The 22,358-nt window shown below is 36.7% G+C and carries 19 protein-coding genes and 1 pseudogene; 17 read left to right on the plus strand and 3 right to left on the minus strand.

What is annotated here, in order from left to right; genetic code table 11:
• Nucleotides 1-846 (minus strand): lipoate--protein ligase family protein, encoded by an 846-nt coding sequence (locus LZ578_RS01855; protein WP_235145660.1) that lies wholly within the window; start codon nt 844-846, stop codon nt 1-3.
• A 166-nt stretch (nt 847-1,012) separates the two neighbouring features.
• Between LZ578_RS01855 and LZ578_RS01860 the strand changes: the two genes are divergently transcribed.
• From LZ578_RS01860 to LZ578_RS01895, 8 genes and pseudogenes are all read left to right on the plus strand, one after another.
• Nucleotides 1,013-1,444 carry a DUF1934 domain-containing protein gene (locus LZ578_RS01860; RefSeq protein WP_235145661.1) on the plus strand — a complete coding sequence of 144 codons (432 nt, stop codon included), beginning with the start codon at nt 1,013-1,015 and terminating at the stop codon, nt 1,442-1,444.
• 45 nt (nt 1,445-1,489) lie between these two features.
• Nucleotides 1,490-2,062 carry a DNA-directed RNA polymerase subunit delta gene (rpoE, locus tag LZ578_RS01865; RefSeq protein ID WP_235145662.1) on the plus strand — a complete coding sequence of 191 codons (573 nt, stop codon included), beginning with the start codon at nt 1,490-1,492 and terminating at the stop codon, nt 2,060-2,062.
• Between the two features lie 359 nt (nt 2,063-2,421).
• Nucleotides 2,422-3,278 (plus strand): annotated as a pseudogene (fba, locus tag LZ578_RS01870) (class II fructose-1,6-bisphosphate aldolase).
• A gap of 65 nt (nt 3,279-3,343) precedes the next feature.
• On the plus strand, nt 3,344-4,138 hold the full coding sequence (locus LZ578_RS01875; RefSeq protein ID WP_235145663.1) for an AAC(3) family N-acetyltransferase: 795 nt from the start codon (nt 3,344-3,346) through the stop codon (nt 4,136-4,138).
• 217 nt (nt 4,139-4,355) lie between these two features.
• Nucleotides 4,356-5,624, plus strand: coding sequence for a UDP-N-acetylglucosamine 1-carboxyvinyltransferase (locus tag LZ578_RS01880; protein ID WP_235145664.1), 1,269 nt, complete (start codon nt 4,356-4,358; stop codon nt 5,622-5,624).
• 72 nt (nt 5,625-5,696) lie between these two features.
• The gene (rho, locus tag LZ578_RS01885; RefSeq protein ID WP_235145665.1) at nt 5,697-6,956 is read left to right on the plus strand and encodes a transcription termination factor Rho; all 1,260 of its coding nucleotides are present in this window, start codon (nt 5,697-5,699) and stop codon (nt 6,954-6,956) included.
• Nucleotides 6,957-7,001: 45 nt separating this feature from the next.
• The gene (locus LZ578_RS01890; RefSeq protein ID WP_235145666.1) at nt 7,002-7,367 is read left to right on the plus strand and encodes a thioredoxin fold domain-containing protein; all 366 of its coding nucleotides are present in this window, start codon (nt 7,002-7,004) and stop codon (nt 7,365-7,367) included.
• A gap of 222 nt (nt 7,368-7,589) precedes the next feature.
• Nucleotides 7,590-7,850, plus strand: a complete 261-nt coding sequence (locus LZ578_RS01895) for a type B 50S ribosomal protein L31 (protein ID WP_235145667.1) — start codon at nt 7,590-7,592, stop codon at nt 7,848-7,850.
• A 58-nt stretch (nt 7,851-7,908) separates the two neighbouring features.
• Here the strand turns inward: LZ578_RS01895 and LZ578_RS01900 are convergent, their stop codons facing one another.
• Nucleotides 7,909-9,639, minus strand: a complete 1,731-nt coding sequence (locus LZ578_RS01900) for a PucR family transcriptional regulator (RefSeq protein WP_235145668.1) — start codon at nt 9,637-9,639, stop codon at nt 7,909-7,911.
• Nucleotides 9,640-9,858: 219 nt separating this feature from the next.
• Here LZ578_RS01900 and LZ578_RS01905 point away from each other — a divergent pair, with 219 nt between their 5' ends.
• The 5 genes from LZ578_RS01905 (at nt 9,859) to LZ578_RS01925 (ending at nt 17,032) form a co-directional block, all read left to right on the plus strand.
• Nucleotides 9,859-11,403: a hypothetical protein gene (locus tag LZ578_RS01905; RefSeq protein ID WP_235145669.1), complete on the plus strand. Its 1,545-nt coding sequence runs from the start codon at nt 9,859-9,861 to the stop codon at nt 11,401-11,403.
• 39 nt (nt 11,404-11,442) lie between these two features.
• Complete coding sequence (locus LZ578_RS01910) at nt 11,443-12,567, plus strand: ankyrin repeat domain-containing protein (protein WP_235145670.1); 1,125 nt, start codon at nt 11,443-11,445, stop codon at nt 12,565-12,567.
• Nucleotides 12,564-14,120: an acyl-CoA synthetase FdrA gene (gene fdrA, locus LZ578_RS01915; protein ID WP_235145671.1), complete on the plus strand. Its 1,557-nt coding sequence runs from the start codon at nt 12,564-12,566 to the stop codon at nt 14,118-14,120. The genes LZ578_RS01910 and fdrA overlap by 4 nt, the downstream gene beginning before the upstream one ends.
• The gene (locus LZ578_RS01920) at nt 14,117-15,547 is read left to right on the plus strand and encodes a DUF1116 domain-containing protein (protein WP_235145672.1); all 1,431 of its coding nucleotides are present in this window, start codon (nt 14,117-14,119) and stop codon (nt 15,545-15,547) included. The genes fdrA and LZ578_RS01920 overlap by 4 nt, the downstream gene beginning before the upstream one ends.
• Nucleotides 15,548-15,694: 147 nt before the next feature.
• Complete coding sequence (locus tag LZ578_RS01925; protein WP_235145673.1) at nt 15,695-17,032, plus strand: IS3 family transposase; 1,338 nt, start codon at nt 15,695-15,697, stop codon at nt 17,030-17,032.
• A 62-nt stretch (nt 17,033-17,094) separates the two neighbouring features.
• Here LZ578_RS01925 and LZ578_RS01930 read toward each other — a convergent pair whose 3' ends face one another.
• A complete protein-coding gene (locus LZ578_RS01930) occupies nt 17,095-17,877 on the minus strand; it encodes an SMI1/KNR4 family protein (RefSeq protein ID WP_235145674.1) in 783 nt (260 codons plus the stop codon).
• A gap of 167 nt (nt 17,878-18,044) precedes the next feature.
• Between LZ578_RS01930 and LZ578_RS01935 the strand changes: the two genes are divergently transcribed.
• The 4 genes from LZ578_RS01935 (at nt 18,045) to murF (ending at nt 22,325) form a co-directional block, all read left to right on the plus strand.
• Complete coding sequence (locus LZ578_RS01935) at nt 18,045-18,605, plus strand: LemA family protein (protein ID WP_235145675.1); 561 nt, start codon at nt 18,045-18,047, stop codon at nt 18,603-18,605.
• A 233-nt stretch (nt 18,606-18,838) separates the two neighbouring features.
• The gene (locus tag LZ578_RS01940; protein ID WP_235145676.1) at nt 18,839-19,588 is read left to right on the plus strand and encodes a hypothetical protein; all 750 of its coding nucleotides are present in this window, start codon (nt 18,839-18,841) and stop codon (nt 19,586-19,588) included.
• A gap of 124 nt (nt 19,589-19,712) precedes the next feature.
• Nucleotides 19,713-20,798, plus strand: a complete 1,086-nt coding sequence (locus LZ578_RS01945; RefSeq protein WP_235145677.1) for a D-alanine--D-alanine ligase — start codon at nt 19,713-19,715, stop codon at nt 20,796-20,798.
• 150 nt (nt 20,799-20,948) lie between these two features.
• The gene (gene murF / locus LZ578_RS01950) at nt 20,949-22,325 is read left to right on the plus strand and encodes a UDP-N-acetylmuramoyl-tripeptide--D-alanyl-D-alanine ligase (RefSeq protein ID WP_235145678.1); all 1,377 of its coding nucleotides are present in this window, start codon (nt 20,949-20,951) and stop codon (nt 22,323-22,325) included.
• Nucleotides 22,326-22,358: the final 33 nt, after the last annotated feature.

The raw sequence follows: 22,358 nt of genomic DNA on the forward strand, positions 1-22,358 counted from the left end.
TTACACCTCCTGTATATTTTCAAAAATTTGTTGGTTTCGTTTCTTCATTTTATCATAAGCAACTTGGTATTCAGCCAGTAGCTCTGGAGAATAAGCTCCTTCTACTAACTGATTGTTGTTGTTCTTCAAAGTATCTGTGATCCGGTTTTGAACATCCTGGACGGTAAGAGGAGTTTCCAACAAGTCACTGAGATTAGCCATAGAGGAAGGGTTGACTTCTGGAAAATGCCAACGAGTTTTTTCTCCTTGTAAGCTATGTTCATAAAAAGATCGGATTGTTTCTCCACGCAATGATTGGTTTCCTTCTACACTAAGGTAAATCATAATGGAAATCCCTTTTTTGAAACGTCGTTGCGCAATCCCAGCAAATTTTTTACCATCTATACTTAAATCAAATTCACCTGGACAATAAGAGTCGCTAATTTCAAATGCTTTCACTTCTTTATTGAAGGAAGCGAATGTACCTTGAATCAAGTCTAACATGATTTCGTACCCTTCATGAATGGTTAATTTTTCTTCAGAAACTTCAGGTAGGATGAGCGAGAAGTTTAGGATTCCTTGATTTGCCATAACTGCCAAACCACCAGAATTTCTCATCACTACTTTATATTGTTGGTTCTGAAGATATTGAATTCCTTTTCCCAAATAAGGTAGTTTTGAATCCATCATTCCTAAAATAACCATTTCTTCAGTAGGCCAGAAATGAAGTAACAACTGTGTTCCCTCTGTGTTTGCTTGTCGAATGAGGGCATCATCCAAAGCAAAATGTGAAAGGGGGTCAGACTGGGGTTTTATTTTGGAACGGTCATATACAAGATATGTTTTATTTTCTAAATAATTTGTCATCAAAAGAATCGATCCCATCTATATAATATCGTTTGAATCTGTATTTTTAGTATAACAGATTATAAAGGAACCGCTTGTATATTTGTTTAGAAAGAATGAAGGGGAACATTGACCTGACAATTGAATAAACGCTATAATGGAGGTAGTATGTTTGGAGGTGGTTGGATTGCCAATCGAGAAAGGTACACAAATCGAATATCAGATGGAAACCATAATCAAACAAGAGGGAGAACAAGAAGTTTTCTTTTACAAAGGATTAGGAAAAGCAGTACAGATGGGTGAATGGCTCTATATCCGGTATGAAGAAGAAGGAACCGAGAACAAGGTTACGATAAAACTCTCTGATGCAGGTAAAGTCATTATTATTCGTCGTGAAAATAATAACTTATCTTCCCGAATGTCTTTTGAAACAACTTCTAATGGAGTTGCTTTGTTATCTACTCCTGCGGGGATGTTAGAAATGGAAACGATTAGTCACCGTCTTTTGCAAGATTATCAAGATAAACCATTTGGAGGAACGATCCAATTAGATTATTCTCTTTCTATGAAAGAACAATTATTTGGAAATTACAGTATTTCATTGCATTTTACAACCTAATTATTGTATGATAAGGAGTAGAGTTTTTGAAAGGAAGTGGCACCGTTGAAGCTACATGATTTAGAAGGTATAAAGAAAAATGAATTGTCTATGATAGAAGTTGCGCATGCTATTTTTGAAGAAACCGGTGAAGTACTTGATTTTAACGATCTAATTGCACGTGTCCAAAAATACTTAGGTATGAATGAAAAAGAATTAGAGCAAAGAATGACTCACTTTTATACAAATTTAAATATTGATGGAAGCTTTATCTCATTAGGTGAAAACCGTTGGGGATTGCGTTCATGGTATCCAATCGATTCTATTGATGAAGAAATCTTGTCTACTGTTGATGAGGATGAAGTGAAAATTCGTCGTAAGAAGCGCAAAAAGTTAAATGCTTTTGCTACTTCTGAAGATGATGATGTGATCGACTACAATGATGACGATCCAGAAGACACGTATACCTCTGATGAAGATGAAGACGAAGATGATTTAGAAAAAGAAGAGAAGGATGACACTGAAGATGTTGACGGAGAAATTGATGATGATATCGATGATGTTCCAGAGAGCATTGAAGAAGACCTTACTATTATTGATGATGATTTTGAGGAAGAAGACGAAGAAGAGGAAGACTAATCCGAGTACTCCTGTCTAAAGTCAGTTTTTCAAAAGATCTGAAAATTTAAAATGAAATTCCACAAAAAGTCCTAGTTCTCTATGAGAAAAAGGGCTTTTTTGTATCATAATATAGAAAAGAAAATTTTGAAATAGCGATTGAGAAAGCTGGGATTGGGGCGTCTCTATCGGTAGAAAAGCAAGGAGCACAGATGAGAATACCTACAATGGATGATATTTTAAAACATTCTTCTTGATAATATAGAGTCTTTTTCAAAGGATTGTTTATTCTAGTGGTCTTTTCTGAATATTTCTGCTAAAATGATTAAGGTTAGATGTATAATAAGTATACAATAAGAGTACACCAAGGAGGCAGAAACATGAGTCGTTTAGTAAGTATGACGGATATGTTAAACAAAGCACTAGAAGGTAAATATGCAGTAGGTCAATTCAATATCAATAACCTTGAATGGGCACAAGCAGTTTTACAAGCTGCACAAGAAGAAAAATCACCAGTTATTTTAGGTGTTTCTGAAGGCGCAGGAAAATATATGGGTGGAGCATTAGTTGTATCTTCAATGGTTAGTGCATTACTAGAAACAATGGATATCACTGTTCCTGTAGCATTGCACTTGGATCATGGTTCAAGTTACGACAGCTGTAAATCTTATATTGATGCTGGATTCTCATCTGTAATGATTGATAACTCTAAATTCCCTATTGACGAAAATATCGAACAAACTAAAAAAGTAGTTGAATACGCACATGCTAAAAATGCATCTGTAGAAGCAGAAGTTGGAACAGTTGGCGGAACAGAAGATGGCGTAACTGGCGGAATCCAATATGCAGACCCACAAGAATGTCTACGTATGGTAAAAGAAGCAAATATCGACGCATTGGCAGCTGCATTAGGATCCGTTCACGGAACTTATGATGGTGAACCAGTACTAGGTTTTGACGAAATGAAAGAAATTTCTGACTTAACACATGCTCCACTTGTATTGCATGGAGGATCTGGAATCCAGAATTCCAAATCCAAAAAGCAATTGAATACGGTCACTCAAAAATCAACGTTAATACTGAGTGTCAACAAGTTTGGACACAAGCAGTTCGCGAAAAATTAGCAACAGATTCCAAAGAATACGATCCACGTAAAATCATTGGACCTGGTAAAGACGCAATTGTGAAACTAGTAAAAGAACGAATGCAAGTATTTGGTTCAAGTGCACAAGCGTAATTTAATTTTTAAAAAAACCGGGGCCGAGGCTCCGGTTTTTTTTATATAAGAAATAAGGTGAGAATATGTACACAAAAGATGATTTGAAAAAACAACTGAAAAATTTAGAGATTAATCCCAAGGGAACTATATTTATTCACTCTTCTTTTAAAAGTATGGGGGAAATTCCAGGAGGACCTGATATAGTTTTAGATGCTTTTTCAGAATATATGAAAGAAGGGTTGTTAGTTCTTCCTTCTCATACGTGGTCTCAAGTTAATGAAACTGTTCCCTTTTTTAATGTAGATCAAATGCCAACAAATGTTGGTATTTTAACAGAATTATTCCGACAGCGTAAACATGTAATTCGCTCTTTGCATCCTACTCACTCTGTAGCAGCGTTAGGTGAGGATGCAAAGGAGTTTACTAGTGGAGAAGAAAAAATGGATACACCTTGCTCGCGAAAATCAGTATATGGAAAATTATTAGATCGAGAAGCGAAAATTCTATTGATTGGTGTAGATTTAAAAAGAAATACATTCATTCATGGAATAGAAGAGTGGTTAGATATTCCAAATAGAATGACCGATTCTTATGAATTACTTTACACAGTGTTGTCGGATGGTACAACTCTGCCTGTACCTTCTAGAAGACACACTGAATCATGGTCGCAATTCTACTCTAAGGCTGATGATTTATTACTAGAAACAAATGCGATGTACATAGGTAAACTAGGAGATGCTGAAGTGAGGATATGTGATACAAAACGAATGACAGAAGTTCTGACAGTTTTACTAAAAATAGATTCAGCTATCTTTTCAGATGATAAACCTTTAAGTGGAAAAGTAAAAATGCAAGTGTTAAAAGACCTAAATCAATGAAATGTGTATTTTTTGACTTAAAAAAACTCTGAATGATTGAAAGTATGTTTGTTATTATGAGATAATTATGAGAGCAACTACCAAAAAATAGCAAAACAGAGTATTATTTTGTTAGAATGGCATTATGTATCTGCACGCGCAGATTTTCATTTCAGCATAGTGAAATGAACGTATGAAAAAATTATTCATAATACGTAAATAAAAGTGAGGACATTTTATGAAAAAGATTGTCATTAATGGAAACAAGCCATTAAAGGGTACAGTAAATATAAGTGGAGCTAAAAATAGTACCGTTGCCTTGATTCCTGCATCCATATTAGCAGATTCTATGGTGACGTTAGAAGGGATACCTAATATTCAAGACGTTCATTCTTTGATTGATATTCTACGAGATTTTAATGTAGAAGTAACCTTTCAAGAAGAAGAAGGAGTCATGACTATTGACCCTACGAACATGATTTCCATCCCGATGCCAACTGGAAAAATAAAAAAATTACGTGCTTCTTACTACTTTATGGGAGCTGTTTTATCTAAGTTTGGTGAAGGTGTTATTGGAATGCCGGGTGGATGTTACTTAGGACCAAGACCCATCGATCAACATATTAAAGGATTTGAAGCACTAGGAGCGGAAGTTCGTAATGAACTGGGTGCGATTTATCTTTCTGCACCGGCAGAAGGATTGACTGGAAATCGAATTTATTTAGATGTAATCTCTATTGGAGCAACAATCAATACTATTCTGGCTGCTGTACGAGCAAAAGGCAGAACGGTCATCGAAAATGTTGCCAAAGAACCTGAAATTATAGATGTATGCACACTTCTTAACAATATGGGAGCAAAAATTCGTGGAGCTGGTACCGATATCATCCGTGTAGATGGCGTAGATCAACTACATGGTTGTAGGCACACTGTTATTCCTGATCGTATTGAAGCGGGAACCTACTTATCTATAGCGGCTGCTGCAGGTGAAGAAGTATTAGTGAAAAATGTGATTGTCGAACATATTGAAGGTCTCATTGCGAAAATGGAAGAAATGGGAGTCGATATGGAAATTGGTGAGGATAGTGTTCTCATCAAAAAATCTGATAATTTAAAGATGGTTCATATCAAAGCACTCCCTTATCCAGGATTTGCAACAGATCTTCAACAACCACTGACCCCCCTACTTTTGAAAGCTCATGGCGATGGAACGATTATTGATACGATTTATCCCAAAAGAGTAAATCACATTCCTGAGTTACGTCGAATGGGCGCAAACATAAAAGTGGAAAGTGACACGATTTTCCTAAGTGGTCCGAATGAGTTAACCGGTGTTGAGGTTACTGCTAGTGATTTGCGAGCAGGTGCTTGTTTAGTTATTGCAGGATTAATGGCAAAAGGAACAACTACGATCACTGGTGTCGAGAATATTTTACGAGGGTATGACCATATCGTTGAGAAATTAACAGCTCTTGGAGCCGACATAAAAATGATAGAAGAAGATTAAAGAAGATGAAAAAAATAGTGTTTATTATATCTTACAAAAAAATAAAAGTAATAGGAAAGGTGGGTGGTAGTAATGGAAAGTATGCTTAGTCTTAGTGAATTAGAACAAAAGACATTAAAAGAAATTTATACATATGCACGTGATCATAAAATCCCTTATTATAGCCAAATGAGTAAGAAAGAGTTAGCTCATGCGATTGTTCGAGCTGAAGAAGAAAAACAAGGCTTTTTTAGAACGGAAGGCGTTCTCGATATCATTTCTCAAGAAGGATATGGTTTTTTACGTCCAATCAATTATTCCCCGAGTCAAGAAGATATTTACATATCCTCTTCTCAAATTCGTAGATTTGATTTACGAAATGGAGATAAAGTAGGAGGGAAAGCACGTCCTCCAAAAGCATCAGAACGGTATTATGGCTTAATGCAAGTAGAAACGGTAAACGGAAAAAATCCTGATGAGGCTAAAGAACGAGCACATTTCCCTGGACTAACACCTATCTATCCAGATAAAAAAATTACGCTAGAAACAACGAAAAATGAATTATCTGCTAGAATGATTGATTTAGTTTCTCCAATCGGTTTTGGTCAACGGGGAATGATCGTTGCTCCGCCAAAAGCTGGGAAAACGACTTTGATGAAAGATATTGCCAATGGTATTACAACGAACTATCCAGAAGTAGAATTGATTATGCTCTTAATTGATGAACGTCCCGAAGAAGTAACGGACATTGAAAGAAGTGTGAAGGGGGATGTTGTTTATTCTACCTTTGACCAACAACCTTCTAATCATGTACGAGTGGCGGAATTAGTTCTAGAGCGAGCGATGCGCTTGGTAGAAGACAAACGTGATGTAGTCATCTTGATGGATAGTGTTACTCGTCTGGCAAGAGCTTATAACTTAGTGATTCCACCAAGTGGACGTACATTGAGCGGTGGAATTGATCCGGCAGCTCTTTACCGACCAAAACGCTTCTTTGGGGCAGCTCGAAACATTGAAGATGGCGGAAGCTTAACCATTCTTGCAACAGCCTTGGTTGATACAGGAAGTCGTATGGATGAAGTAATCTTTGAAGAATTTAAGGGAACGGGGAATATGGAACTAGTTCTTTCCCGTGATCTATCTGAAAGACGGATTTATCCATCAATCGATATTAAAAAATCAGGAACTCGTCGAGAAGAATTGTTAATGTCTTCCAAAGAAATGGATGCCATTTGGAAACTTCGTAAAACAATGGGTAGAGATACGTTGGAATATACCGAAGAGTTCTTGAAACAGTTACGCACTACCGAGACCAATTCGGATTTTGTAAACCGAATTTCTTTAATGCGATAAGGAACCATGTTATTATAGAAATATAAAACAAGGGAGAGATGTTGCATGGGCTATAGCCGAAAAGAATATGAAGAAATTACAAAAAACTTTACAGAGTTAACAATAGATGCAGTAGAAGAACGACTTAAAAAAGGAGAACCGACGATTCTGTTTGTTGGGAAACCTACTTGCCCGTTTTGCCAAATGTTTGTGCCGAAATTAAATCATGTTGCACAACAAAATAATTTGGATATTTATTACTTAAATAGCATTGATACAGAAACAACTCCTGCTATCAAAGCCTTGAGAAATCGTATGGGAATCTCAACTGTTCCACAAGTGGTAACCATTGATGGAGAAGATACGTATACAAATTTAAATATTGAAAGTAGTACTTCAGAAGAGAAATTAACTGAATTATTATCTAAATAAAAATAAAGTAACTTAAACCACCCTTACTTTGTATGAGGATGGTTTTTTGATAGGGAAATAAATATATTTTTAGCAATAAACAATCAACATTTTTATTGCAATCATAGAGTATACATGGTACTATTTTACTGTTATGGACGAATGCCTGCTAGGCTTATTTCGTCGCAAAGACAATCAACTCTGGTTTAGGAAATAATCCAGGGCTCAAAGGAGAGAAAATACATGAAACAAGAAATTCATCCAAAATACCAACCAGTCGTATTCATGGACACTTCAACAGGATTCAAGTTTTTATCTGGTTCTACAAAAGGATCAAGTGAAACAGTTGAGTGGGAAGATGGCAACACATACCCAATGATCCGTGTGGAAGTTACTTCTGATTCTCACCCATTCTATACTGGCCGTCAAAAATTCAGCCAAGCAGAAGGACGAGTTGGACGTTTCAACAAAAAATACGGTTTTTCTACAGAAGACGAAGAGTAATATCTATTTCATCAAAAAAACTTGCCTGTGGGCAAGTTTTTTTGTTTTGATGTAAATACTAGTATCTATACCTATTCGATGAATGTCCGATATCTAATAAGCGATAAATTTTAAGTCCTAGTTGAATTTTTAAAAGTTCTTCTGCATCCTTGAAGTCTAATTGTAGAATACTTTCAATTTTTTCCATCCGATAGAGCAGTGTATTACGGTGGATGAAGAGAGCGCGAGAAGTTTCTGCTACATTAAAACGATTTGCAACCAAACTTTCCAAGGTTTCTAACAATTCAGAATGATTTTCTTGATCGGAACGAAACAATTGACCAAGCGTTTGTTGAAAATAGGCTTGCATCTCGCTTCGATCTATATTATTCATTAAGAAATGTTGTACAATAAATTCTTCAAAATGAAAGATTTTGCTTTTATTTGGAGTAAGATTATTCTCCATAAGACGCAATGTTTCTTGAGCTTGATAGAAACTTTGGTGGATTTGATTAATATGAGGCACTGTTTTTCCTATTGCAGCTGTAAGTTTTATATCTGGAAAAGCCTCTTCTGCTTTTGCTATAATTTTCTCCGTGTACTCTTTTAAATAGGCTTGTTGCTGACCACCATTTTGAATCTTGCATCCTAAAAGAAGAATAATTTGTTTTTTTCGACTGAAAATTATTTCAGATTCTTTTGTTTCTTCTGCAACTTGATCCATCAAGTTCAATATCTGTTTCATACGTGTGTTCTCTTTTTCACTTTGGCGAACTAAATCGGGGTCCCTATTTGTTTCGATAAAAGAAACGGGTAGTACGATAGCGGTATAATCTAGAGTGAGATTAATTCTATGTAAGTCTGCTAAGTTACTCAACATTTCTTTGGAAGTGATTTTCCCCATTAATAACTCATCGAGAAAGTCACGTCGAATCCGATTCCGTGCACGTTCTACTTCTTCATTCCGGATTCGTTCTAAGGAAAAAGCCATTGCACCATTCTCTAAAGCTACATAAGCATGCTCATCAAGTTGTTGTAGGGGTTCCCATAATACAATAAATCCGTAATGTTTAGATTGAAAGAATACGGGTAGCACCGTACAGTGTACACTTCCTTCTCCTTTTTCTGTTTCCAACAACCGTACAATAGGTTTTTGTAATTTTTCAAATTCTGGTGGAAAACGTTGGATAAAGCTATCTGGAAAAGGGATTTCATTTTGAACTGGAGAGATCCATTTCTCTAAAGGGCATGTTTGATTAGGAAAATCAGTCCAATAAAGTAAAGACCAATTTCGATCCAAGAGTAAGACTGAAGACTCGCATAGTTTAGCTAAAGTGACAGAAATTTGTTGCAACCCTCCCCCATGTAACGATATATTAAAAAACTGAGAGTGAATGTCCAGTGATTGTTGATTCAATAAATCGTATTTTCCTGATAACTCTTCCATAACGCGACTCATAATTTTAGAAAAGGAAAGACCATAAGGTAACTCAATAATAGGGAGAGCCAGTTCGTTAGACAATTTGAGCATATTTTCTGGGATAGAGCCTAAGTAACGATGAGGTTTTATACAAAGGGCAGGACAATTTAGCGTTTTTAATTGTCTCATCACGTGATTTTGTAATTGGACACTTTCTTTAAAGAAATAACCAGATGTCAGTAATAACTCTCCGACTGAAAACCAATCTAAAGCATCGGGGTTATCCATTATATTTACGCTAGAAATAATGTTGTCTAAGCCCTCCTCTCCAGAAATGATTTTCATTTCATTGAAAGGAGCTAATTCTAAAATCTTTCTAACAGTCAACATGTTTTTTGTCTCTCCTTTAATAGAAATCGTTTACTTCTCCCTCATAGAATAGAACTAAAACGTTAACATTTCCAGTATTTTAGCTAAAACAACCTAAAGAAAGTTTGATTTTTCAGATAGTGTGCCTAATGATGAAAAGGCTTTCATTGTGTAGACTGTATTCAATAGAGGAATTACTTGTTTGAGAACTTCTTCTAATAAGTTTGAGGAGGATATTTTATGAAAGAACTATTAGGTTGGCAAAAAGGAGACTGGGGCGCTTATTTTGGTTTATTGGCAAATAATCTGACGAACTACTTTACAATGTCTGGACTATTAATTTTCACAGTGGGTTTACCTGCAGAATTTGTTTACACTAGGATCGCACCGGGATTTGGTTTAGCTATTTTTATTTCAAGTTTTTTTTATTGGTATGCAGGTAAAAATTTAATTAAAAAGACAGGAAGAACGGATGTAACCGCGCTACCTTCGGGTCCAAGTGCACCTTCTATTTTCCTAGTAATTTTCTTAGTAATTCTGCCTATTGCACGTTCAACTGGAGATCCTTACTTTGCACTGAAAGTAGCATTGGGTTGGTGTTTCCTAGAAGCGTTAATTGAACTATCTGGAGCATTTATTGGAGATTGGCTTCGCCGTATTATCCCACGCAGTGTACTATTAGCATGTTTGGGTGGATTGGGAATCATGCTTTTGGCTATGAACCCGATGTTGCAATCATTTGAAGCGCCACTCGTATCATTTGTTGTATTGGCTATTATTTTTATAAACTGGTTTGGTAAAAAAGCGCTTTTCCCTCGTATTCCTACTGGATTCTTATTATTAGCAGTTGGAACCATTCTTGCTTGGGTATTTGGACAAATGGATGTCTCAGCAATTGCTGAAGGAGCAGAAACACTTGGCTTTAATATTCCTCTTTTACAAATTGCAGATTTATTTACAGGAATTCCGCCAGCATTGGCTTTCCTAGTTTCTGCTATTCCACTAGGAGTTACTAACTTTATTTTTACACTTGAAAACATCGAATCTGCTTCAGCAGCTGGAGATGACTATAACGTTCGTAATATTATGTTAGCAAATGGTTTTTCTTCTATCATCGGTACATTATTTGGAAATCCTTTCCCAACAACTGTATATATCGGTCACCCAGGTTGGAAGTCTATTGGAGCGAGCACAGGTTATACTCTTGCTACCGGTTTTACTGTATTCTTGATTGGTTTGTTCGGATTTGGTGGAATTCTGTTAAGTATTATTCCATTGAGTGCTGTATTCCCTGTATTATTTTACGTAGGGATTGTAGTTGCTGTACAAGCTGTTAACGAATCACCTAAAATTGAAATGCCAGCCGTATTTGTTTGTTTATTCCCTTGGATTGCAAACTGGGCATTGACATTAGTAAATAACACATTGACTTCTGCAGGAACAAACGCTGGTGAAGTAGGTCTAGCTGCATTTACAGATGCTGGAGTTTATCACCAAGGATTGGTTGCTTTAGGAAGTGGAGCACCACTTAGTTCTATTCTTTGGGGTTGTCTAGTAGTCTTTGCAGTTCGTAACAAACCACAATATGCAATCGTTACTGCACTTGCTTCAGCAGCAATGACGATTACAGGCGTGATTCACTCGCCAGCAGTAGGTTGGATGTTACAGCCTCAAATGACGATTGGTTACTTGTTAATTGCAGGTCTATTCCTTATTAAATTGCTTGATAACAAGAAAAATAATGTAGATGGAGAAACTACATTAATGCCAAATCAAACGGCTTAATATTATAAAAAAATACTTTAAAAAAGGAATGGTGATGAAATGTCTCATTTAGATGAGAAACTGATGCAAGAAACGGAAAAAGGAAATGTTGAAGAAGTAAAAGAATTGTTAAAACAGGGAGCAGACGTGAAATTTCAAGATGAAAAAGGTCGTACACCTTTAATGTCTGCCACTCAACAAAATAATATCCCTCTAGCAAAAGCTTTGATTGATGCTGGAAGTGACGTAAATCAAAGAGACAACATGATGTTAACACCTTGGATATGTGCAGCAGCTAACGGATTTTATGAGATTTTAGAATTAGGTGCAAGTCATGCTGATGTAAAACTGGCAAACCGCTTCGGCGGTACTGCCTTGCTTCCTAGTAGTGAAAAAGGATTTTTAAAAGCAGTGGATGTAGCTATTAAAGCAGGCGTTCCTGTAAATCATATTAATGATCTTGGATGGACCGCACTTCAAGAAGCAGTTGTATTAGGTGATGGAGGTAGTCTTTACCGCTTAATTCTGAAGATGCTTATGAATGAAGGAGCAGATCCAACAACATTGGATCATGATGATAAAACAGCAATTGATTGGGCAAAAGAATACGGTCAAAAAGATGTGTTGGCTATTTTGGAAGATACGTACGATAAAGAACAACCAGAAGAAAAAGCTATTACAAATATTTTAAGACTTCTATCTGAAGATGATTTTGATACAGCATTGAATGAAGCAGAAAAAGGTTTAGAAGAATATAAGACAGTTACTTTCTACTTCTTGAAAGGCTACCTTCTTACTTTACAGAAAAAATATGAAGAGGGGATTGCCGTTTATGAAGAAGGAATGAAAGCAGACAACAACAATCCTGAATTTTATTTCTATATAGCAAATGCTTTACGTGAACAGAAAAAAGTGGATGAAGCTTTAGCTGCGTATCAAAAAGCGATTGATACCGACGAAAAATATTTCTACTTCCGCTACCATCTTTCAAACTATTTACGTGAACTAGGTAGACATGAACAAGCAATCCGTGAGATGGATACATTGTTAGATCAGAATCCAGGTAGATATGACTACTTATTCCATAAAGCGAATAGTTTACGAGTTTTAGGAAAAGGTGAAGAGGCTGACCATTTATTAGCAAACGCAAAAAAGAGTAACCATAAAGAAGGAGGAGCAGAATGACAAAGGAAACTAGAATTAAAGAGAATACGTACTTCGATTCCGTATCATTGATGACCATTTCCACAAAAGCAAATGCTGTGGAAGGTGTAAAACAAGCCATGATTGGAATGGGAACCGACATGAACAAGGAAGTAATCCGAAATGTAGGGTTAGGTTCTCCAGAAGTTGAGGCAGCAGGGACAGGTGACTTGGTAATTGCGATTGAAACAGAGTCTACTGACCAATTAGATCAAGCATTTGAAGAAATTGAAGAGTTATTCCATCGTAAGAAAAAAACAGTTGAAGAAGCCGGAGAAAAAACATACCATTCCATTGAAGGTGCTGTTGAAGTAAACGAGGAAGCTAATATTGCCGTTATTTCTGTAAATGGAATGTATGCAGCTCGCGAAGCAAGAGAAGCATTAAGAAACGGATTACATGTGATGTTGTTTAGTGATAATGTTTCCGTAGAAGATGAAGTGGAATTAAAAGAAGAAGCTCATGAAAAAGGATTGTTAATGATGGGCCCAGACTGTGGAACGGCAATCATTAATAATATCGGCCTTTGTTTTGCTAACAAAGTTCGGCCTGGTAATATTGGAATTGTAGGAGCATCCGGAACAGGAAGTCAGGAATTGAGTGTTCGAATTCATGAATTTGGTTATGGAGTTTCTCAATTAATTGGAACAGGAGGACGTGACCTTAGCGAAGAAGTGGGAGGCATCATGATGATGGATGCAATCCGTGCGCTAGAAGAAGACGAAGCAACCGATGTGATTGTGTTAGTTTCTAAGCCACCTGCTAAAAAAGTTGAAGAAAAAGTATTGAAACTTGTTGGAGACCTCAGCAAACCAGTAGTTGTATTCTTCTTAGGTGGAAATGAGGAAACGATAAAAGCTTCTGGAGCTCATTATGCAAAACGTTCGAAAGAAGCAGCTATTCAAGCAGTAGTATTAGCTGGTGCAGATGAATCTAAATTAGATAAACATGCTTTGAATTTAGAGCTAATTAAAGAAATACAAGCAAAATTAAAACCAGAGCAAAAATATATCCGTGGATTATTCTGTGGAGGAACTCTTTGTGATGAAGCGATGTTTGCAGCGATAGAGTACTATGAAGAAGATGTTTATAGTAATATCCATCCAGATCCTACTCATCAGTTAGAAGACAACCATGTAAGTAAAGCTCATACATTTATAGACTTTGGATCGGATGAGTTTACAAGTGGAAAACCACACCCAATGATTGATCCTTCGACTAGAATTGATCGTTTCATTCAGGAAGCAAGAGACCCTGAAGTAGGCGTAATTGCAATGGACTTTGTATTGGGATATGGATCTCATCCAGACCCAGTAGGCGTAATGATACCGGCAATTGAAGAAGCAAAAGCAATCGCAAAAGAAGATGGACGTCACTTGGAAATCTTAGGATATGTTTTAGGAACAGATGAAGATGAACAAAATCTAGCTGAGCAAATTAGTAAATTAGAAAAAGCTGACGTAACAATTTCTAGTAGTAGTCAAAATACTGGTTTACTAGCACGTGGATTTGTTCAGAAAGGGGTAAACGCATGAGTAAAATAACAGAATTGTTTCAGAGTGACGTAGATGCTGTCACAGTAGGTATTGAATTTATTAGTGAGGATATTAAAAAACAAGGAGCAAAGGCAACTCAATTAGAATGGTCTCCACCAGCCAGAGGAAATGACCATCTAATAGAGTTGTTGGATAAGTTAGACCGTCCAGGTGTACGAGAGAAAATTGAAGCAGCAAATAAAGAAGCTGTAGAACGAATTGTTCAATCTCGCCCTGTATTGGTTGGCTTTGATAAAGCTCTTGATGTGATTCCTGGAATGACAGCAACGACTATTTTACATGCAGGACCTCCTATTTCATGGGAAAATATGAGCGGACCAATGAGAGGAGCAGTTACCGGAGCAATCGTTTTTGAAGGACTTGCAAAAGACCTAGACGAAGCCGAAGAAGTTGCAGCTTCTGGAAAAGTAACATTCTCTCCTTGTCACGAACATAATACAGTAGGATCAATGGCAGGTGTAACCTCCGCTTCTATGTTTGTCCATATTGTAGAAAATAAAACCTATGGTAACGTTGCGTACACAAACTTGAGTGAGCAACTGTCTAAGATCTTGCGCATGGGTGCTAACGACCAAACTGTAATTGATCGCTTGAACTGGATGAGAGATACATTAGGTCCAGTATTACGTGATGCAATGAAGTTAAATGAAAAAGGAATTGATTTACGTTTGATGCTTTCTCAAGCCTTGCACATGGGTGATGAAGCTCATAACCGTAACAATGCAGGTACAACTTTATTGATACAAGCATTGACACCCTATATTGTGATGACAGATTATACGAATGAAGTTAAAAAAGAAGTATTTGATTTCGTTGCTAGTAGTGACTATTTCTCTGGTCCTACTTGGATGGCACTATGTAAATGTGCTTTGGATGCAGCTCATGGTGTTGAGAATAGTACAGTTGTAACAACGATGTGCCGAAATGGATACGAGTTTGGAATCCGTGTTAGTGGAATTCCTGGATTCACATGGTTCACAGGACCAGCTCAAAAAGTTATTGGACCATTGTTTGGAGGATACACACCAGAAGATGCTGGTTTGGATATCGGAGACAGTGCTATCACAGAAACATATGGAATTGGTGGGTTTGCAATGGCAACTGCACCAGCGATTGTTCCTTTAGTAGGTGGAACAGTAGAGGAAGCGATGAACTATACGCTAGAAATGTTGGAAATTACTACAACAACCAATCCAAATGTGACCATTCCTATTCATGACTTCATGGGGATTCCAACAGGGATTGATGTACGTAAAGTAGTTGATAAAGACCTATTGCCAATCATCAATACAGCGATTGCTCATAAAGAGGCGGGTATTGGAATGATTGGAGCAGGAATTACTCATCCTCCTTTCGAAGCATTTGAAAAAGCATTAGAAGGTATCGTTGAAAAAATGGCTGAATAATCAATATTAAATAAAAAGAGAAACCAAATTGTGAATCCCTACCCGAAAACTAGACACTCAAAAAAAGAGTGTTCTCGTTTTCGGGTTATTTTTTATCTGTTTTTTCGTTATACTCTAATGGAACAGTTTGGAATCGGAGGTCACCACATGAGCAAAAAAATATATACGGAACAAGAAATTGAAATACTGGAGAGAAATCTAAATATAAAAAGTGTTTCTTCTAAAAGTATTACCTACTCATCAGCATTCAAAATCAAAGCCATAGAACAAAGTAAAACGGGCATGACCTCAACGGTCATTTTTGAAGAGGCGGGGCTTCCAGCATCGCTAATCGGGGAGGGAAAGGCTCATCAGTCGTTGGGACGTTGGAAGAAAAGCATGGCGAAGCAAGGTCAGGATGGCTTTCTTCAAGAGACGCGTGGTAAGGGGCCGGGGCCAATCGGGAGCCAAGGGGTATCCCTGGAAGATAAATTAGCAAAAGCTAACGCTCGCATCGCCTATCTTGAAGGAAACCTCACACTAGTAAAAAAATTAGAGCTTCACGAAAGGAGCGTGAAAAACGGGACAAAGGCCGTCCTAAAGACCAATGAGCGGTATACACTGATCAATCACATCATTCGTGAGTATCAACTCAAAAACATGGTGAAACATCTTTGCGAAATTGCCGAAGTCAGTCGGAGTGGATATTACTATTGGCTAAAAACTGAAGTAAATCGCATGGAGAAGTACGAAAACGATTGGGCTGACTACAAACTACTTTATCACGTATTTCTTGATAAGAAAAAATGCGGAATCGAAGAGATTAAAATGACTCTGGAAAATGAGTATAACCTGGTAATGAATCACAAGAAAATCCGGAGGATTCTACGCATGAACGGCATTATTTCTCCAATCAGAAAAGCAAAACCTTACCGAAAAATCATGAAAGCTACGCAGGAGCACAAAACCAAGAAAAACTTGGTGAATCGGCATTTTGACTGCGGAACTCCATATAAAGTGCTCCTGACAGATATCACCTATCTTCCATACGGGAACGGTCAAACAGCCTATCTTTCCGCTGTCAAAGACGGTGCAACGGGAGAAATCGTTGCCCATCACTTTTCTACAAGCTTGAAAATGGGGTTGGTATATCAGACGTTGGAAAAACTGCCCAAAGTGATCCAACAAGATATTCTAGAAACAGAACGATACTTTCACTCGGACCAAGGTGTCCATTATACACACCCAACCTTTCAGAAAAAGGTTGAAGAAATGGGCTTGACGCAGTCCATGTCCCGGAGGGGCAACTGCTGGGATAACGCTCCTATGGAATCCTTTTTTGGTCATATGAAGGATATCGTCCTATCTGAAAAACAAGAGACACTTCAGGACCTGTGGTATGCCGTAGAAGAATATATTGAATTTTACAATCATCGCCGCTACCAAAAAAAATTAAAGAAGATGACCCCGATTGCTTATCGAGACCATCTTCTATGGGCAGTATGAACCTGTTTTTTTAGGTGTCTAGTTTAGAGGTAGGGATTCATTTTATATTTGGTTTCTCTTTTTTAATGTACTTCGTTCCATTCTTTCAGAAGCCAAGTTGCTTGATTACAGATACTATCTTCTTGGTCATTTAAAAAGACATCGAAAACTTCTTGCGTATTTTCAGGTAAAAAAAGACGATAGTAGAGAATTTGCATCTCTAAGGCATCAATTGTAGCTTGACGAATTCCACTATCAGAATGTTTAGAAAAATAGAGTAACCAGGAAAAGTACCACTTTTTATCTGTACAATCTTCTAAATGCATCCACAAGCCATTTAGCATAACAGGGTCTGTCGTCAACAAAAGGGCATGTTCTGCTTCAATAGTCGTTAATTTCCCTTCAAGAGGAAGAAGGATCTCCCCAGGTTCCAGATGATTTATAAAGGTTTCAAAATTAGGAGCAACCGTTTGCCAATTACCCGTTTCAAGGTCGATATAACGGATTGCAGGTTCTTTTTTATCGGAACACTGTGAATAGTCAAAGGCAAATAATTGTTCTTCGTGAGCACTGAAAATAACTAAGTAATCAGGAAGTGTTTCACGAGAAGGGATATTTTGTTGGGAAAGAATACTAGGGGTAGGTTGGTTATGAATTCCCCAAATATAATGGATATGAGCATAATCGAGGCCATCTGAAGTTGGCTCTTCTGTTTGTACTTGAACGTACTGCGTATACCCTCCATTTTGTTTTTCTAACAACTTTAAATAAGAAACAGGTAAATCTAGTGTAGAAAGAGAAGAAGTTAAAGGGAGTTCACCTGTAACAACAGGAGGAATTGGAGATTTTCCTTTTAAAAAACACATGTGATCATCCTCCATTATCATGATGATTTTCTTTTGTTTATCCTACCATGGAAACGATTAGGGAGCAAAAGGTTATGTTTTACTAACAATTTCGACAAAAGCTTCTTAATCTTCTATAATAAAGACAGAGGTACATACAAAATGATTTTAAGAATGGAGTGGAACAAGTGGGCTGGTTTATAGGAATCGTTATTGTCGTTGTAATCGTAATAGGAGCAGCATGGGTAAGTCTTTATAATCATTTAGTTCGTAATCGTTTATGGGTTACTGAAGCATGGAGTCAAATTGACGTCCAATTGAAACGTCGAAATGATTTAATTCCTAATTTATTAGAAACCGTAAAAGGATATGCTATACACGAACAAAGTACATTGACAAAAGTTACGGAACTTCGTAAGTTGGTTTCAGAAGTAGGAGATTCGAATCCGGAAAAGAAGATGGAACTATCCAATCAATTATCTAATCAACTGAGAAGTGTTTTTGCGATAGCAGAATCATACCCTGATTTAAAAGCGAATGAAAATTTTTTAAGACTTCAAACCGAACTATCTGAAACAGAAGACAAAATTGCTTATTCTCGCCAATTGTATAATTCCAGTGTCACTCAGTATAATATTAAATTATCAACGTTCCCTAGCATCATAGTAGCAAAAGCTCATCATTTTCTCCCTGAAGTTGTTTTGGATACTCCTGAAACGGAGAGAGCAGTTCCTGAAGTACGCTTTTAAGCGACAAAATAGGTGTCTAGTCTAGTCTTATGAAATTTTTAAAGTAATTCTATGGGATTATTAGATAAAAAGTTATATTATTGTAATAATATTAACATGTGTTTGATATCTAATTTTTCAATTAGAGTAGTACACTAAAGAAACGAGAAAACGAAAATGACTGTATTTTGATTGGTACGAATTTGTAAAAGCTAGTACGCAGTGATTTAGTATGGAGAATGGGAGGATATGTAGTGCCAGAACAAATGATTTACATACACTATGACACAGTGGGAAATAATGTGTTGAGTAAAGGAATAACCAACCAAAATAGTAAAAACCTCTTAAAAAGGACTCCTAATAATTTGCTTTTAATTAAAGGAGGAGAGTCTGTAGGGACGTATGATAACCATACTGGCTTTCCTATTATTAAAGGACAAGAAGAAGTAAAGAAGTTCCTGGATACGGGTATTGGAAATCCTTCTCAACTAGGTGCATGGATTGATTTTTCCAGCATAGACATGTTGCATCAACTAACCTCTGTTGAAATATCGGAAATTTTATATATTGCACATGCACATAATTACCTATATTCTCCTTTCTATTATAAGTTACAAAATAACTATATTTATCTCTCTCTCCCTAATGACTTTACAAAAGTATACTATCGGTACTTGGAGGAATTTTTGGAACAATTTTCCGACTCCATCACACAAAGAATGCAGAAAAAAGTAAATGAAAAAAAGCGTTTTTTTCAAAAAGAACAGATCATTCGATCTTTTCCCATTGAAAAAGCAGCGCAATTTGTTCCTGCTTTTCGAGAAGGAGTTTGTTTTTCATTTCGACAAATGAAAATGGAGAATCAAACATATCAGGTTCCGCTATTTTTAACGGAAGATAAGCTATCTAGTATTAATCAGTTATTTGATGAAAAAGAATCGTTAGGGATGCTAATCTATGATGCAAATCAGGATAAGTGGGATTTAAAATACGAAATAGAGTAGAGTCATGCAAAAAAAGGATGCTTGACTCTTTTTTCGTATGTAATGCTTATTCGGTATATGGTACAATTACCTAGTAAATTAACTCAATGGATATTAAGTTTAAAACTAAGGAGAAAATAATCGTATGAAGGTTTTTTTGATTTATGGAGGAAAAAGTGCAGAACATGATGTTTCAATCTTGACTGCTCACTCTATCGTAAAAGAAATTTATTATAACTACTATGATGTCGTCCCTGTTTATATTACTAGAGAAGGAGTATGGCTTCAGGGAGAAACTCTCTTTGCACCAACGACTCATTCAGAATCATTGCGCTTAACGGAAGGTGATGCAAAATCAATAGCTCAGACAGAAGCGGAAGTTTCTTATGGTATAAGAATAACACCAGCAGATATTAAGTCTGAGGATGCGGTTATTTTCCCTGTTCTACATGGTCCAAATGGTGAAGATGGGACTGTTCAAGGTTTGTTTGAAGTCTTAGACATGCCGTATGTAGGATGTGGAGTATTGGCAAGTGCTACCGGAATGGATAAGATTATCAGTAAGCAATTATTTCAGCAAGTAGGCCTTCCTCAAGTACCCTACGTTCCAGTTTTTTTATATGATTGGAAGAATAATCAAGAAATAACCTTCCTTCGTTGCGAAGGTTCACTCATCTATCCGATGTTTGTAAAACCAGCCAATATGGGCTCTAGTGTAGGGATTTCCCAAGCGAATAATCGAGAAGAGTTAATTGATGCGATTGATAAAGCGTTCCAATATGATCGAAGAGTAGTAGTAGAACAAGGCGTGGAAGCTCGCGAAATTGAAATCTCAATTTTAGGAAACACAGACATTCATGTTTCTGTTCCTGGTGAAGTTGTAAAAAATAAAGAGTTTTACGACTATGATGAAAAGTACAATAATGGCGGAGTAGAATTGCAAATTCCGGCAGAACTTCCTGAAGAATTAATTGAAAAATTACAAAAATATGCAATGGAAGCATTCCGTACTATTGATGGCAGTGGCTTAAGTCGTTGTGACTTCTTTGTAACGAGTGGAAACGAAATTTATCTAAATGAAATAAATACTTTACCTGGATTCACTAAATTCTCTATGTACCCTCTTCTTTGGGAACAGACAGGTTTAAAATATAGTGATTTAGTAGAAGAGTTAATTCAGTTAGCTCTAAAACGTTATTCAGAAAAAGTAGATTACGTAGAAATTAATTAAGTTCGTTTATACGTTTATTAAAAAATTCCCAAACTGAAGGAAACCAGCCGTCCATTGTTTTGAACAGACAACATTTTATTCTGCCTGTTTTTAAACCAGTTGACGGCTTTTTCTATGGATTCTAAGTAAGAAGATGAGAGAGGTACCTGTATGAAACCAATGCGTATAATTGATATTGTAAAAGCTGTTGAAGCAATTGATTATAGTTCACCGAACCGATTTGCTGAAATCGATTCAGTTGTATTTGATACAAGAAAAGCTACTGCTAATAGCTTGTTTGTACCATTAAAAGGAGAAACGGACGGACATGACTATATAGAGTCTGCAATTGCTAATGGAGCTACTGCTGCTCTGTGGAGCCGTCCTGAAGAAGAAGCACCTGCATCCATCGCAATTATCTTAGTGGATGATACGCTAGAAGCCTTACAAAAGCTTTCTAAAGCGTACTTGAAAATGATCCATCCAAAAGTTGTCGCCATTACTGGAAGTAATGGTAAAACAACAACTAAAGATATGACCGCAGCCGTATTAAGTGCTCGCTTTAACGTTCATAAAACAGAAGGAAATTATAATAATGAAATAGGTCTGCCGATCACCATTTTGAATATGCCTGAACAAACAGAAATTCTTGTTTTGGAAATGGGAATGAGTAGCTTTAAAGAAATTTCGTTATTAAGTCAGCTTGCTGAACCAGATGTAGCAGCAATTACCTTGGTTGGAGAAAGTCACCTGGAGTATCTAGGTAGTCGCCGAAACATAGCAAAGGCAAAACTAGAAATTTTAGAAGGTTTGAAGCCAGACGGTGTATTTATTTATCCCATTGACGAACCACTTATACGAGAAGAAATGCCAATTGATGGGACTTATAATAAAGTTACCTTTGGACTTGATAAGTCAGCTACTGTTTTTGCGTATTCGATTCAAAGTGGAAAAGAAAAAACGACATTCCATCTCAATCTAGATGCTGATTTACAAATAGAAATTCCAGTCCTAGGCAGTTATAACGTACAAAATGCTTTGATTGCTCTGACCATTGCCGATTATTTTGGACTTTCCATCGCGGAAGTAAAAGAATCTTTGGCTCTTTTTAAACTAACAGCTGATCGTACGCAGTGGTTACCAGGTATCAATGGGTCTCAAATTTTAAATGATGCGTATAACGCAAGCCCTACAGCAATGAGAGTTGTATTGGATGCTTTTGCAGACGTGCCACGAGAAGGACGTAAGATTATACTCTTAGGGGATATCCGTGAATTAGGTGAACAGTCTGCAACGTTGCATGCTAGCATTGCATCTTCTATTACAAGTGAAAAATTTGATGAAGTTTATTTATATGGAACAGAGATGAAGGCATTATTTAACGAGTTAAAGGGTAGCTTTCCAATAGAACAGCTACACTATTATCCTGAAAATAAAGCGATGTTGATAGAGGATTTAACAAATGTTTTAGGTGAAAAAGACCAGATTCTCATTAAATCGAGTTTTGGAACAGATTTACTTTCGGTCGTTAGAAAATTAGAGAAATAAAAGTATTTCTATGAAAAAACAGTAATATATTGC

It is taken from the genome of Jeotgalibaca sp. MA1X17-3 (genome assembly GCF_021513155.1).
GTDB lineage: Bacteria > Bacillota > Bacilli > Lactobacillales > Aerococcaceae > Jeotgalibaca.

Bases quoted from the DNA above. Each gene is read 5' to 3' on its own strand.
- LZ578_RS01855 (WP_235145660.1), bottom strand. From the start codon at position 846: ATGACAAATTATTTAGAAAATAAAACATATCTTGTATATGACCGTTCC.
- LZ578_RS01875 (WP_235145663.1), top strand. From the start codon at position 3,344: ATGTACACAAAAGATGATTTGAAAAAACAACTGAAAAATTTAGAGATT.
- LZ578_RS01880 (WP_235145664.1), top strand. From the start codon at position 4,356: ATGAAAAAGATTGTCATTAATGGAAACAAGCCATTAAAGGGTACAGTA.
- rho (WP_235145665.1), top strand. From the start codon at position 5,697: ATGGAAAGTATGCTTAGTCTTAGTGAATTAGAACAAAAGACATTAAAA.
- LZ578_RS01890 (WP_235145666.1), top strand. From the start codon at position 7,002: ATGGGCTATAGCCGAAAAGAATATGAAGAAATTACAAAAAACTTTACA.
- LZ578_RS01895 (WP_235145667.1), top strand. From the start codon at position 7,590: ATGAAACAAGAAATTCATCCAAAATACCAACCAGTCGTATTCATGGAC.
- LZ578_RS01900 (WP_235145668.1), bottom strand. From the start codon at position 9,639: ATGTTGACTGTTAGAAAGATTTTAGAATTAGCTCCTTTCAATGAAATG.
- LZ578_RS01905 (WP_235145669.1), top strand. From the start codon at position 9,859: ATGAAAGAACTATTAGGTTGGCAAAAAGGAGACTGGGGCGCTTATTTT.
- LZ578_RS01910 (WP_235145670.1), top strand. From the start codon at position 11,443: ATGTCTCATTTAGATGAGAAACTGATGCAAGAAACGGAAAAAGGAAAT.
- fdrA (WP_235145671.1), top strand. From the start codon at position 12,564: ATGACAAAGGAAACTAGAATTAAAGAGAATACGTACTTCGATTCCGTA.
- LZ578_RS01920 (WP_235145672.1), top strand. From the start codon at position 14,117: ATGAGTAAAATAACAGAATTGTTTCAGAGTGACGTAGATGCTGTCACA.
- LZ578_RS01925 (WP_235145673.1), top strand. From the start codon at position 15,695: ATGAGCAAAAAAATATATACGGAACAAGAAATTGAAATACTGGAGAGA.
- LZ578_RS01930 (WP_235145674.1), bottom strand. From the start codon at position 17,877: ATGTGTTTTTTAAAAGGAAAATCTCCAATTCCTCCTGTTGTTACAGGT.
- LZ578_RS01945 (WP_235145677.1), top strand. From the start codon at position 19,713: ATGAAGGTTTTTTTGATTTATGGAGGAAAAAGTGCAGAACATGATGTT.
- murF (WP_235145678.1), top strand. From the start codon at position 20,949: ATGAAACCAATGCGTATAATTGATATTGTAAAAGCTGTTGAAGCAATT.